This window comes from Gordonia sp. NPDC003504 (assembly GCF_053587995.1).
Genome location: NZ_JBSFPC010000002.1, coordinates 671,762 through 684,993, shown reverse-complemented (window position 1 = coordinate 684,993; position 13,232 = coordinate 671,762). Strand labels below are relative to the sequence as shown.

General features: G+C 68.2%; 9 protein-coding genes. 2 read left to right on the top strand and 7 right to left on the bottom strand.

Going from position 1 to position 13,232, the window contains the following annotated elements:
* Positions 1-10 precede the first annotated feature (10 nt).
* Positions 11-166 (bottom strand): hypothetical protein, encoded by a 156-nt coding sequence (locus tag ACWDPV_RS07420; RefSeq protein ID WP_348806143.1) that lies wholly within the window; start codon positions 164-166, stop codon positions 11-13.
* 172 nt (positions 167-338) lie between these two features.
* Here ACWDPV_RS07420 and ACWDPV_RS07415 point away from each other — a divergent pair, with 172 nt between their 5' ends.
* Entirely contained in the window at positions 339-3,029 is a 2,691-nt protein-coding gene (locus tag ACWDPV_RS07415; RefSeq protein ID WP_449742379.1) for a LuxR C-terminal-related transcriptional regulator, read from the top strand.
* Positions 3,030-3,059: 30 nt separating this feature from the next.
* Here the strand turns inward: ACWDPV_RS07415 and ACWDPV_RS07410 are convergent, their stop codons facing one another.
* The 3 genes from ACWDPV_RS07410 to ACWDPV_RS07400 form a co-directional block, all read right to left on the bottom strand.
* The gene (locus ACWDPV_RS07410) at positions 3,060-3,470 is read right to left on the bottom strand and encodes a DUF6325 family protein (protein ID WP_348808412.1); all 411 of its coding nucleotides are present in this window, start codon (positions 3,468-3,470) and stop codon (positions 3,060-3,062) included.
* 370 nt (positions 3,471-3,840) lie between these two features.
* Positions 3,841-5,691, bottom strand: a complete 1,851-nt coding sequence (gene leuA / locus ACWDPV_RS07405) for a 2-isopropylmalate synthase (RefSeq protein WP_449742456.1) — start codon at positions 5,689-5,691, stop codon at positions 3,841-3,843.
* A 410-nt stretch (positions 5,692-6,101) separates the two neighbouring features.
* On the bottom strand, positions 6,102-7,733 hold the full coding sequence (locus ACWDPV_RS07400; protein ID WP_449742378.1) for an FUSC family protein: 1,632 nt from the start codon (positions 7,731-7,733) through the stop codon (positions 6,102-6,104).
* 256 nt (positions 7,734-7,989) lie between these two features.
* Between ACWDPV_RS07400 and ACWDPV_RS07395 the strand changes: the two genes are divergently transcribed.
* A complete protein-coding gene (locus ACWDPV_RS07395) occupies positions 7,990-8,382 on the top strand; it encodes a hypothetical protein (protein ID WP_449742377.1) in 393 nt (130 codons plus the stop codon).
* A 91-nt stretch (positions 8,383-8,473) separates the two neighbouring features.
* Here ACWDPV_RS07395 and ACWDPV_RS07390 read toward each other — a convergent pair whose 3' ends face one another.
* Genes ACWDPV_RS07390 through ACWDPV_RS07380 form a run of 3 tightly spaced genes read right to left on the bottom strand, consistent with a single transcriptional unit; the run spans position 8,474 to position 12,641 of the window.
* The gene (locus ACWDPV_RS07390) at positions 8,474-9,757 is read right to left on the bottom strand and encodes a hypothetical protein (RefSeq protein WP_449742376.1); all 1,284 of its coding nucleotides are present in this window, start codon (positions 9,755-9,757) and stop codon (positions 8,474-8,476) included.
* Positions 9,757-11,139, bottom strand: coding sequence for a condensation domain-containing protein (locus tag ACWDPV_RS07385; RefSeq protein WP_449742375.1), 1,383 nt, complete (start codon positions 11,137-11,139; stop codon positions 9,757-9,759). The genes ACWDPV_RS07390 and ACWDPV_RS07385 overlap by 1 nt, the downstream gene beginning before the upstream one ends.
* Positions 11,136-12,641, bottom strand: coding sequence for a condensation domain-containing protein (locus tag ACWDPV_RS07380; RefSeq protein ID WP_449742374.1), 1,506 nt, complete (start codon positions 12,639-12,641; stop codon positions 11,136-11,138). The genes ACWDPV_RS07385 and ACWDPV_RS07380 overlap by 4 nt, the downstream gene beginning before the upstream one ends.
* Between the last annotated feature and the right edge of the window lie 591 nt (positions 12,642-13,232).

Sequence of the window (13,232 nt, the reverse complement as noted above, 5' to 3'; positions counted from 1 at the left end):
GGCGCACCCGTCAGGTGGGCGCACCCCGGGATGCTCCGTCGACCCTGGTGGCACGACGTTCGATGGCCTTGGCGATCGTGTCGCCGGCGGCGGGAACCGGGCGTGCCCGGCCGACCGGATGGCCGATCACCGCATGCCGGGTGCCTCGTGAGGGACGCATCGTCATGGGTTCTCCTCGACTGATGAGATCGTGCTGGTGTGTCCATCATGGGCGGGATGCCCGGATCGGGTCGTCATCCGAGGTGGATGAACCCGCGAGGTTGATGAACCCGGGTGGATGTGGTCGTCGGTGCGTAAGATCTGGCCGGAAGTATCCGGCGATCTCCTCGGGACGGGTTGTGACAGAAACTGGCATCGGCGGCGCCCGCTCGCGCTTGCGGGTGTCGCGTCCGGCGGTTCCGCCGGTTCTGGTCGACCGGCCCCGCCTCGACGCCGCACTGATCGCCGGTATCGAGGGACCGATCACCGTGGTCTGCGCCGGGCCGGGCTACGGCAAGACCCTCGCCGTGGCCGCGTGGGCCGAGGATGCGCCGTGGCCGGTGGTGTGGTTGACCGCCGATCCCGACGCCGACCTGCCGTCGTTCTGGACCGATATGCTCGCGGCCTTCCGGGTGGCCCGAGTGCCCGGATACGACGACGGTCTCGACCTGATCGCCCCGGGCCCCGATTTCGGCCTCGGCGACGTCGATCGGATCAGCGATGTCCTGGCGGCGGGCAGCACCCCGGTGATCGTCGTCATCGACGATGTCCATCTGATCACCGATCCCGACGTCAACGAATCGATCATCCGGCTGCTCGACGCGTGTGAGCATCGGCTGCGGCTGATCCTGATCGGCCGGACCTGGCCCAGACTGCGCCTACGACGGCGTCAGCTCGACGGTGCCGTCACCGAGATCACCGCCGAAGACCTGGCATTCACCAGTGCCGAGACCCGGCAGCTGTGCGACGGGATGGGTCTGTCCGAGGCCGAACTCGGTGTGCTCGGCGAACGCACCCAGGGGTGGCCCGCCGGTCTGCGGCTGGCGCTGCTGGGCCGCGGCTCACCGGTCGAGGTGGCCAGTCGAGACGCGCTGTGGCAGTTCAGCGGTCACAACCGCCTGGTGGCCGCCTATCTCCTCGAGGAGGTCTTGGCGGGGCTGTCGTCCAGCGACCGGCGATTCCTCCTGGCGACCTCGCTCGTCCCGGAGGTCGATGCATCGCTGGCGCATGCCCTCACCGGCCGCGACGACGGCCGCCGTGTTCTCGAACAGATGGTGGCCGACAACGCGCTGACGGTGCGCCTCGCCGACCGCCCGGACTGGTTCCGCTACCACCCGCTGCTCCGGGAGTTGCTCGGCGATCGGCTGCAGACCGAAGTGCCCGACAGCGTTCCCGAACTGCATCGCCGCGCGGCGCACTGGTATCTCGACCACGGTGATCACGTGGCCGCCGTCGGGCACCTGATCGCGGCTGACGATCGGGCCCAGGCGGCGCGGGTGCTCGGGGGGTATGCAATTCCCCTGATGCTCACCGCGCGCGCGGCCGATCTGGCGGCGACGCTCCAGCAGGTTGACGACAAGCCGGGCCTCCCGGCCACCGTGGCGGAGCAGATCATCGGCGTCGTGCTGGCCTATCACCGACGCGATTACCTGCTGATGGGCCAGTACGCGGACGCCGTCGAGCGGATGCTGGCCGACGGCGCGGTTCATCCCGACGCTGAACTCGTGTCGAGCGCCCGGATCGTGGTCGCGGTGGCCCGGATGGTGCTCGCCCGGTTCCACACCATCGCTGATCTCACGGTGCGGGCCGAGCAGATCCGGCAGGTCATCGGCGAGGTCGAACCGGGTCACATCCCGGCCGCGCCCGCCTACCTGGTGCTCGCGACCAACAACCTGGGGATCGGGAACCTGCTGCAGGGCCGGTTGGTCGAGGCACGCGGGATGCTGGAAGGCTGCCGAGATCAGGCCGTCGATCAGGGCATGGGGTTGGTGGCCATCGCGGCGTCGGGTTACCTGTCGCTGCTGGATCTGATCGACGGTCATCTGGCCGAGGCCGGTCGGCGGGCGCGCGCCACGTTGGAGCAGGCCGGCCGACGGGGCTGGAGCAGGCAACCTCAGGTGCTCATCTCGCATGCGGTGTGCATTGCCGCAGCCCTGCACACCGGACACCTCGAGGAGGCGTGGGAGCATGTGCGGCGCGCGCGGGTGGCCGGGGAACCGGTCACCGACATCGCCGCCCTGATGATCGTGGAGATCTACGCGATCTGGGTGGCGGTGGCCGCCGGTGACGCCGACGCCGCCCGGACCGCCGCCGATCGCCTGGCCGTCCTGCGGTCGCGCGCCGGCGCGCTGCCCGACCTGCTCCGGCGGTGGATGTGCGTGGTCCTCATCCGGCTGCACCTGGTCCACGGGGACGTCGAGGGTGCCCGGGAAAGCCTGCCACCGATGCCGCAGGACTGGGGACTCGCGGGCGTCCTCGAACGGGTCGTCACCGCCGAGGTCGCATTGGCGTCGGCGAAGCCGAACGACGTCGCAGCGATCCTCGGGCCGTCGACGAAGTACCGCGACTATCCGATCCAGCAGTGCGAGGCCATGGTGGTCGCCGCCGTCGCGGCCGCCCGGTGCCGTCGCGACGCCCAGGCCCTCGACCGGATCGGGGAGGCGATCGCGGTCGCCGGTACCACCGGATCGGTGCGCCCGTTCGCGGCGTGGTCCGCCGACATCGGCCCCATCGTGGCGCGATACCGGTTGCTGACCGGCAAACATGTCGAGGTGGTCGATCGCATCCTCGAACTCTGCGGCGACGACACCGCCGCGGCGTCCCCACCACCGGCCGATCCGGATGCGGTGGCGCCCGAACAACTGCTCACCGAGCGTGAGTTGGCGGTGCTGAGGTATCTCCCGACGATGTACAAGGCATCCGAGATCGCCGCGGACCTCTTCGTCTCCGTCAACACCGTCAAGACCCACCAGCAGTCGATTTATCGCAAACTCGGGGTGTCCACCCGGCGCGACGCGGTCGACCGGGCGCGGGAGCGTCGCCTGCTCTGACCGCGGTCCGAGATGGGCGCGGCCCACCTGTCACTCATCGCAGGACAGCGAGGACACGATGGCGCGCAACGGGATTCGTCCCTGCGCGACCAACTGGGCATCCGACGCGGCGGCCGCGTCGATGAGTTGCCGGGCACAGACGTACTCCCACACCAGGATTGCCGCGCTGCGGCCCGGTTCGATCGCGGGAGCCAGATTGTCGAGATCTTCGAGCGCGAGAATCTCGGCGAGTGAACCACCGAGTTCCGCGGGGAGCGTGGCGCCGACGTCCTCGTACTCGCGGACCGACAACCCGGTGTCCCGATCATGATGGACCAGTAGCAGATCCAGAATCCGCACCATGCCCGAGGCGATCATCCGCGCCAGCGTCTCACCGATCCGGGTGGGCAGTTCCTCGGTACCCGGTGCCAATTCGATCACCAGGTAGTCGATGGGGCCCATGTCCGCAGCGTGCAATGGTCCGGCTCCTCACGGGCAGGGGAACGGGGAATGTGCTCGTTCCAGTGTGGAGTCGGGGCGGTCGTGGGTCGTCATGCGTAAGGGATGAGAACCCGGGATCGATCCCGGAGCATCGGCAAAGGGCCGGACACATTCGCGAGGGTTTCTCGCGCAAGCAGTGTCCGGCCCATTCCGTGCCACGCGCGATGACGGCGACGTAACCGCGCTCGGTGGCTCCGACGTCGGGGATCGCCCGCGCCGGTGGTTTCTGATGTGAAGGTCGATGTGACCCGGGATCTCGATGTGACCCGGGATCTCGGCGTGACCTGGGTACTTGGGGTGTGCCCTGGGGACTTGGGGTGTGACCTGGGGTCTACGGTGCCCAGGTGCGTGGTGCGGTGTCGCCGGCCTCGTCGGCCGGTGTCGTCACCCGATGTGCGCGGTTGACGGCGGAGACGACGGCACGCAGTGATGCGGTGGTGATGGAGGAGGCGACGCCGACCCCCCATACCGTTTCGCCGTTGATCTCGGCCTCGACGTAGCAGGCCGCGTTGGCGTCACCGCCGGCGGTCATCGCGTGTTCGCTGTAGTCGAGGATGCGCAGGTCGAATCCGACGGTGCCCAGCGCATCGACGAAGGCGTCGAGCGGACCGTTGCCGGAGCCGGAGATCTCTTTCTCCACGCCGTCGACCTTGACCACGACGGTGATGCGGTCCTCGCCGCCGTCGACCTCGGCCGCATCGACCTTCTGGCGCATGCGTTCCAGCGGCCGGATCGGCAGCAGATACTCCTGCGCGAAGACGTCCCACATCTCCTTGGGTGCGACCTCGCCGCCCTCGCCGTCGGTCAGCTTCTGGATCTCGCGGCTGAACTCGATCTGCAGGCGTCGCGGCAGATTCATGCCGTGGTCGGTCTTCATGATGTAGGCGACGCCGCCCTTGCCGGACTGGCTGTTGACGCGGATGACCGCCTCGTAGCTGCGGCCGACGTCCTTGGGGTCGATCGGCAGGTAGGGGACCGCCCAGGTGATGTCGTCGACGTCGGCGTCATCGGCATCGGCGTCGTACTTCATCTGGTCGAGGCCCTTGTTGATGGCGTCCTGATGGCTGCCGGAGAACGCGGTGTAGACCAGATCGCCGCCGTAGGGATGACGCTCGGGAACGTTCAGCTGGTTGCAGTACTCGACGGTCCGACGGATCTCGTCGATGTCGGAGAAACTGATCTGCGGGTCGACGCCCCGGCTGAACAGATTCATGCCGAGGGTCACCAGGCAGACGTTGCCGGTGCGCTCGCCGTTGCCGAACAGGCATCCCTCGATGCGGTCGGCGCCGGCCTGATAGCCGAGTTCGGCCGCGGCGACCGCGGTGCCGCGGTCGTTGTGCGGGTGCAGGCTCAGAATGATCGAGTCCCGGCGGGCCAGGTTGCGGTGCATCCATTCGATGGAGTCGGCATAGACGTTCGGGGTGGCCATCTCGACGGTGGCCGGCAGATTGATGATCATCGGCCGCTCCGGGGTGGGCGCGATGATCTCGGTGACCGCGTCGCAGACCTCTTTGGCGTAGGACAGTTCGGTGCCGGTGTAGGACTCCGGGGAGTACTCGTAGCGCCAATTGGTGTCGGGGTAGTTCTTCTCCACCTCCAGCACCTTGCGGGCGGCGAGGGTGGCGATCTCGGTGATCTTGTCCTTGTCGGCACGGAACACCACCCGGCGCTGCAGGATCGAGGTGGAATTGTAGAAGTGCACGATCACGTTGGCGGCGCCGCGGCACGCGTCGAAGGTCCGCTCGATCAGTTCGTCACGGCACTGGGTCAGCACCTGGATGGTCACATCGGCGGGGATGGCGCCGTCCTCGATGATCTCGCGGACGAAGTCGTAGTCGGTCTGGCTGGCCGAGGGGAATCCGACCTCGATCTCCTTGTAGCCCATACGAACCAGCAGGTCGAACATGCGGCGTTTGCGGGCCGGGCTCATCGGATCGATCAGGGCCTGGTTGCCGTCGCGGAGGTCTACCGCACACCATCCGGGTGCGCGGTCGATGACCTTGTCGGGCCAGGTGCGGTCGGGCACCGAGACGGTCTCGACCTCGTTGGCGAAGGGGCGATAGCGGTGTACCGGCATCGCGGAGTTGCGTTGGGTGTTCCATGCGGGCTGGTCGGCGGGGATCGGGCCAGTGGGCTCGACGATCCGGCTTGCGCCCGAGGTGAAGGTGTCTGCTGCTGCCATGATGGTCATTCTCCGAGAGTGAAAGAGGGGGAAGATGACCGGCGCATAGAAAGGCCCGCGACGGAGGGCCGGTCAGATCAGACCCCGCCGCGGCAACCGAGAAGGAGCGCGCGCTGCATGACGTCGAATGTACTCCCCGGGGCGTGTCGGGATCAAATGCCGGTCCTGAGCCTGCCGATCGTGATGCGCGTGAGCGGGCCCGCACGGGCGTCGTCGCCTCAGATGGTGAGAAGTCCGGTCACGGCAGTGACGTGTAGGGCTCTTCCCACGGGTTGACCTGGCACGGGTTGACCTCGGCGTAGGCGCGGCCCGATACCGGCTGCCTGTCGAGTTGGCCGGTGACCGCAGACGCGGCCTCGAGGTAATTGACGAAGGTCGGGGTCGGCCCGGATGCACCGGACGCCAGGGAGTCAGCGGCCGGGAGGTGCGTGATCGGTGAGCAGAAGTCGACGTTCGGACAACATTCCGGCGATCGCCGTGTCGAGCGGCCGGTCCGGATCGGCACGCCAGCACCACGTGAGTACCTCATGACCGACCTGACACAGCGCGACGTGGGCGGCCCAACGTCGTCGCGCCCACCCGGGTTCGTTCCCGGCGGCATCGGTGGCGGCCATCTCGGCCTCGAGCAGCGACCACTGCAGGTCGCGGCGCAGCGTCATCGATCGGGGTGAACCGACGGGTTGGGTCGCGGCGCCGTCGAGCACGTCGTCGATACCGCCGACGACGGCCTCGTCGGCATACCGCCAGGTGCGGCGATGCGCACGCCCGAGCACCAGCCACATGGCGGCGATGGCGCAGACCACGCCGAGCAACGTCTCCAGGAAGCGGTCACGCACCGGAATGGTGATGTCGACGGCGGGGTCACCCATCAGCATGGCGAGAGGAGTGATGAAGGTGACCGCCACGGCGTAGTTGCCCACGATGGTCAACTCGATCAGCAGATTGAGCGCCGCGATCACCACGATCAGCGTCGGCACACCCAGGTCGAGCAGGTGCAGGGCGACGAACACGCCGAGTCCGGCGACCGTTCCGATCAGCCGGTGCGCACCGCGCACCACACCGCGGATGCGGTCGGGCCCCAACTGGAGAACCAGCACCGCGCCGAGGATCGCCCAGTCGGGACGCGAGAGTCCGGTGGCGATAGAGATCGCGCCCGCGGCGAAGGCGGCTGACGCGACCCGTGCCGTGGTCACCTCGGCGTGATTGAACCGCCGGGCGGCGATCCGCAGCCGGTGGGCGACCGACGGGCGGGGCAGTGGCGGTGCCAGGTCGACGGGTTGCCGGGCGCCGTGCCAGCGGCGCATGGACTCCCAGAGTTGTTGGGCCAGAGCGCTGTTGGTGGCGGCCGCGTCGTGCAGCACGGACCACGCATGCAAGGTGGACAGGGCCACCCCGTGACGATGTGCGGGTGCGGTACTGCGATTGTCGTCGAGGTAGTCCTCGACCGCCCGGATCGCCGCGGCCGTGGCGGCGGTCTCCGGGCCGTGCGGGCGCCACAGGGCCGGCGCCATCGATACCACCAGGGATGCGACGGCGCCGGCGCCGGAGGCCAGGACCAGTGGGGTGAGATCGACGCCGTGCCGGGTCACGACGGAGGCGATCGCGGCGGTCAGGACGAAGAAGAACGGGCCCGGCGGCCCGAGTCGCAGCGCGTTCAGGCAGAACGCCGTGACGGCCGCACCGGCGACCAGCGCGATGATCACGACGAGATTCTCCGGCGACGTCGCCGACGGCCCGGCCCAGGCCCCGAGTGCGCCGTACCCGGCGGTGGTCGCCACCAGCACAGCGCCTGCGGTGCTCACCGCCCGCCACCGCACACGGTACGGACGTTTCTCGCCGTAGAGTGCGGCGAAGCCGCCGAGGGTGGCCAGCAGGCAATCGCGGTCGAAGCCGAGTAGATACAGCACGGCGGCGGGAATCGCGAAGGCGAGGCCGGCCCGAATGGCCGCGGGCCAGCGGCCCCGCACGTCCGGGACCGCGAACAGAGCGCCCGACATCGATGGTCGTGCCGGCGGTTGGGGGCGTGGGTCGTCGGTGTCCATCGCTGCGATCGTGTCGGGGTGGGGTGGAACGGATCGGATCCACTTTAGTTCGCGCCCGGGTGGGGGTGGCGGCTGATCCGGGCGGCGGGTGCACCCGCCAATCCGGGCAATGGCGACGAATGGTGAAAAGCGTTCTCGCGCTATGGAAATCATTCAGTATTGGCAGGTTCATCACAGCCCACTCCCAAGGTGGATTCCTAGTGTTGGTGACTGTCACACCGGAGGTGGTTTTCGGTGCGGGAGAAAAGGTGGACCCATGAAACTCGTGAATCAGACCGTCGGTGTCCGGATCGGCATCGTCGTCGTCGGTATCGGCATCGCCGGAACGCTGGCGGCCGGTGTCGCATCCGCCGCCGATACGTCGTCGGCGGTGCCGGGAAGCACCTGCACCGTCGGGCAGGCCGAGGCGACGCTGGCGGCACAGGACCCGGCCGACTACGCCAAGATCATGAAGTACTCGGATTCGTCGGCGGAACTGGCGAACGTTCTCGCCCTGAGTCCCGCCGGCCGCGCCGATTACTGGGATCAGGTGCGGCCCACCGACGCCGACAACCGTCAGATGTTCCTCGGGGTCCATGGCTGGTCGGAGAACGAACGCCACGCGGCCGAGGCGGCCATCGACACCGCCGCGACCACCTGCCGCGCGTAGGGGCTCACTCGACGATGCGCACGCAGCTCCCACACGCACGGAATGCATGGCGTGCATGTGGGAGCCGAGCGCGCAACTGCGCGCGGAGTGCTCAGGCGCTGGTGCGGCACGCGCTGTGGCGCAGCGGTTCCCGGAGTTCGGTGGTGAGCACCCGGAGCAGTTCGGCCATTGCGGCGTCGGCCTCGGGTCGGCCGGGGTAGCGCACGCGCAGATCCAGTCCGGACTCCGAACGGTTGAACCAGAACTGCGCGGTGTCGGTTCTCGTCACCGCCGAGATGTGCTGTGCTCCGGGCAATGCCGGACCCAGCTTGCGGTAGTCGAGGTAGGAGACCATGAAGATGCCCTCGGTGACGAAACTCGGCCGACAGTGGGCGAGTACCTGATCCAGCGGTAGATCCGTCAGTGCCGCAGCGTGTGTCAGCCACTGCGTGGCGCTGTCCGGATCTCCGGCGTCGACGACCACCGGCGCGTTGGAGACCATCCAGCCCGCCGTGTCGTGCCAGCCGGAATCGCGCGCCCCGCGGGTGTGCACGGGTATCAGCGTCGCCAGTCGCCGTGGCCCGCCCACCGATGCCACCGCTGTTGTCAGCGTCGCCAGGATGTGGGCGAACGCCGAACGACCCAGTACATCATGGCATTCCGGGGAGTTCAGCAGCGGTACGACGACGGTGCGCTGTGGGGCCGATCCCGATCCGAGTGGCAGTGGGAAGACCGGCAGGGTTGCGTCGGTGATCGTGAAGAAGTCCTCCCACACCTGCATCAGACGCGTGGGGTCGGTCGAGTGCGGTCCACCCGACACCGACGCGCCCGTCTCCTCGATGACGCACCGCTGCGCGAAACTGCGTGTGGTGCGGGCGGCGGTGCCGGGATCGGCGTAGAGCTCGTACAGCCGTCGCAGGACGAGATCGATGGTGAGAGCGTCGGCGTGCGCATGATCGAAGGCGCAGACGAGCCGATCGGCGAGGATGCCGAAGAACAATCCGGGGACCTCGCCCGCTCGACACCGCTCGGTGATCAGGGCGGTGGTGAATCCGTGCCACACCGTGCCGACGGTCCGGGACCGAACCTCGAACTGGTCGGGGGCGTACACGTCCTGACGAGGAGTGTCGCACGGCCGAATTCGGGCCCGGAGCGCGTCGTGCTCGACCAGCAGGCGGGTGACGGCCTCGACGATCCGCGACCGGTCGGGATACCGATCCGGCAGGGTCACCGTGCCGGCCAGCCAGGCCCCGCTTCCGGTGAGTTGGGCGCGAACATGGTTGCCCTGATTGAAGGTGACCGGCACATCGCACTGCGCCGGCTCCGCATCCCAGGTGACCTCGATCTCGGTGAGTCGACCGGCGAGGTCGGCGAGGTCGACGGCGGTGACGTGCATCAGCGTGCTCCGGCGTCGACGGCCACCGCGGCGGTGAGGATGTCGCGGACGGTGGCGAAGTACCGTACCACCGATTCGGCCGCCACCGGATTGTCCGGACGCTGGGTGTTGATGCGCAGACCGTCGAGATCGCGGGAGATCCACAGGGAGGCATTGCGGGTGCGTCCCTCGCCGGTGAACACGACGATGTCGCGGGCACCCTCGGGGGCCGGGAACCAGCGGAAATCGAAGTAGGTCACCATCTGTGGGCTCGCGACCACCGACGGGTCAATGGCCCCCTCGCCCAGCAGGATCGCCAGGGCACCGTGTACCGGGTCGGCGACGGCGCGCTTCGACGCCTCCACGGCGGCGGCCGCGTCGTCGATGACCTCCTCGACCGTCGAGCCTCGGATCTCGAATCCGACCGGTGCGAAGTTACAGTACCAGCCCTGCGAACCGCGGTGCTCCGCGTTCCCCCGGGTGGACAGCACCGTGGCGGTGGCATACCGCCCGGCACCGGACAATGCCTTGTGCGCCAGTGCGAGTCCCGCATAGATCACCGAGATCAGGCTCGTCCCATGAGCTTTGGCGATCACCGAGAGCGCCTCGGTGGTGGCGGCGTCGGCGAGATCCTCACAGTGGATGACCACCTGCTGCGGATCGTCACCGAGCCCCAGCGGCAGCGGGAAAACCGGGATGGTGCCGCCGGATTCGGTGAGGACTCGCCGCCATTCGACGACGCCGGGCGAATCCGGGGTGAGCGCGGTGGCACGGGTGAACTCCTCGACGGCGTAATCGAGGTAACTGCCGTGCCGTGCGGACACCAGCGGATGGTTCTGCTCGCCGCGATAGCGGGCCAGGATCTCCAGCAGCCCGAGCACCTGGGAACTGCCGTCCCCGTAGGCGTGATCGATGCCGTAGTAGAGGTCGAACGATCCCGGTCGCGTCACCACCCCGAACGCGCATCCGGGGAACGCATCGAAGACGGCCGTGTGCGGAAGGCGTTGGGCCAGATGACGATGCGGGTCGGTCTCGGTGACCTCGGCGGCCACGATGTCGATCGCCTCTGGGTCGACGACGTAGCGGGTGATGCCGGCGGCCTCGTCGACCCGGAAGGACGACCGCAGGCCCTCGTGGGCCCGTACGAACGCGGTCAGCGCCGCCGCCATCCGGTCCTCGTCGAGGTCGGCGTCCACCGTGATCGCACTGCAGGTGTACCCACGGTGCTCGCGACCGGCGGCGCGCTGCGCGAGCACACCGGAGATGTGGTCACCCTGCAGCAGCGACGGGCCCAGCGGGTGCTCCGGTGCGGACTCGGCCGCCTGCATCGTCGACGGCGCGGGGACGAAATCCACCAGCCGCCCGGGGCTCGGGCACCAGTAGGTGTCCGGACCCAGCCTCATCGAACCTCGGTCGAGGTGACCGTCGGGCTCGGGGCCGAGTCGGTGTCGGCGGAATCGGTGGGTGCGGCGTCGGTGGGTGCGCCGCACAAGGCGAGATCACCGTTGGCGGCGACCTCGCGCAGCACCGCTGTGTACTCGCCGATCAGTGCGTGCAGGGACGCCGCGGCGACCTCGTTGTTCGGGAAGCGCATCGAGACGTTCATGCCCTCATGGGTGCGATTCACCCATAGGTAGACCTCGTCGAGATTGTGGATTCGGCTGCGCAGCGCGCGATCCCGCTCGTCCCACGAGTCGGCGCCCGGCACGAAACGTGCGTCGACGAATGACACGGCGAATCGTGGCGCCTCGGTCACGGCCAGCAACTCCGCGATCCGTGGGTGCGGGACGTGGGTGAGCGCGGCGTGGCGACGTACGCCCGCGTCGACGATGTCGATGGCCTCGGCGAAGGTGTTCGCCTCACCCAACGACATCTCGACGGGCACGAGTCCGACGTACCACCCGGCGGCGGCCAGGGATTCCGGATCGGTGCGGGTGTGCATCGGCATCACGAAGCGGGTGGTGCGCTCACCGGTGAGTCGCTCGATCGCCGCCGCGAGGGCAGTGAAGGCGCCACCGGACAGTGACTTGCCGTGCTGCTTGCAGGCGGCGTTGAACGCGGCGGTCTCCTGCGCGTCCAGCAGCCACAGCGACAGGCTCGACTGCCAGCCGGGAGCCGCCGCGGTGGTCGCGGTGGTGGCCGAAGGCTGTGTGGGCAACGGGAATCGCGGCATCGTCAGCCGGCCGGAGTCGCCCTCCAGGAACGATCGCCAGGTGGTCACCGCCGGGTGATCGGCGGTGATCGATTCGGCCGTGCGATGTTCGTGGGCACAGTGGTCGACGAAGGATCCGCACGGCGGCAGGACCGGGTCGCGGCCGTCGGTCAGCGCGCCGTAGATCTCCCGGAACTCGGCGATCAGCAGCAACTGGGTGTAGGCGTCCATCACGGAGTGATCGGCGCCGACGATGACGATGACACCCTTGGCGGCCTCGAGGGCGCTGTCGGGTTCGATGGTGGTGGCCACCACGTGCGGCCACCGCAGCGCGCTGACCTCGCGGGCGAAGAAGCGCTCGATGTGGTGGTCGACGCTCACCCCCTCCGGGGGCGCCTCCTGGCGACGTGCGGTGATGGTCACCGAGTCCGGGACGACGACGTAGCGCGCGTGGCCGTGTCCGTCGTGCTGCGCTGTGGTGCGGAACGCGTCATGCCGGGCGATCCAGATGCGCAGGACCTCGGCGAAGGTGTCGGGATCGAAGGCTCCGGGCAGGCGGAAGGCGGTGCCGATCCAGGAGCCGAGCCCGAAATCGTCGGCGGTCGACGACGTGGCCGAATGGTAGAGGTGCGCAGCGTGATTGGGTGAGAGTGGACGACCGTCCGACTGCCACCGATCGGCCTCGACGGTCGGAATCCACTCGGTGATCCGACCGGTCGGCACCGGATAGTCCGCAAGCTCCGTGTACTCCATGACATCCCAGGGGTGACTAGGCGAAGGCTGGTCAGCTCGAGCGTGTGGTCCCCGTTCCGAACGCCCGGTGCTGTTGGGGGAGGATGACAGGTACCACCCGCGGAAATGCGGCGACGGTGAGTATTTCATCACACCAAAGCCGACTACGCAGTGACAGAGCATGCATCTTCCGCGAGCAGTGTTCGACGACACAATGAATGCGCCTTCGTGTTTTCGTCGTCCCCCATCCCCAACCATGAAGGTCGACAAGCGATGACATTAGCGGCATTTCGACCCTCCCGCCAGCCCTGCGCGATGAGATGTGGGCAACCCTCCGGGGTCGGTAGTTACTGACGCGAAATGTCGGATGTGCCGATTTGAAGAATCGACGGAAACGCCGCCTTGATTTCTGTGAATTCGATGTGAAACGGCAACCGAATTATGATTCATCAGTCCGCCCGCATATGTCACGGTGGCGCCAATTATTGCCAGGTGGTTGCCGGTGTCCTAGACTCCGCGGGAGGAACCTGCACGGGGGTCACGTTCTGAGGTCGAGTCGCTGTTGCGATCGCACGTATCGTGCTCCCTGTTCAATTTCCCGCGGCCACCGCC

Excerpts from the sequence above, each read along its gene's own strand:
- ACWDPV_RS07420 (WP_348806143.1), bottom strand. The coding sequence starts at position 166 with ATGACGATGCGTCCCTCACGAGGCACCCGGCATGCGGTGATCGGCCAT.
- ACWDPV_RS07410 (WP_348808412.1), bottom strand. The coding sequence starts at position 3,470 with ATGGGCCCCATCGACTACCTGGTGATCGAATTGGCACCGGGTACCGAG.
- leuA (WP_449742456.1), bottom strand. The coding sequence starts at position 5,691 with ATGGCAGCAGCAGACACCTTCACCTCGGGCGCAAGCCGGATCGTCGAG.
- ACWDPV_RS07400 (WP_449742378.1), bottom strand. The coding sequence starts at position 7,733 with ATGGACACCGACGACCCACGCCCCCAACCGCCGGCACGACCATCGATG.
- ACWDPV_RS07395 (WP_449742377.1), top strand. The coding sequence starts at position 7,990 with ATGAAACTCGTGAATCAGACCGTCGGTGTCCGGATCGGCATCGTCGTC.
- ACWDPV_RS07390 (WP_449742376.1), bottom strand. The coding sequence starts at position 9,757 with ATGCACGTCACCGCCGTCGACCTCGCCGACCTCGCCGGTCGACTCACC.
- ACWDPV_RS07385 (WP_449742375.1), bottom strand. The coding sequence starts at position 11,139 with ATGAGGCTGGGTCCGGACACCTACTGGTGCCCGAGCCCCGGGCGGCTG.
- ACWDPV_RS07380 (WP_449742374.1), bottom strand. The coding sequence starts at position 12,641 with ATGGAGTACACGGAGCTTGCGGACTATCCGGTGCCGACCGGTCGGATC.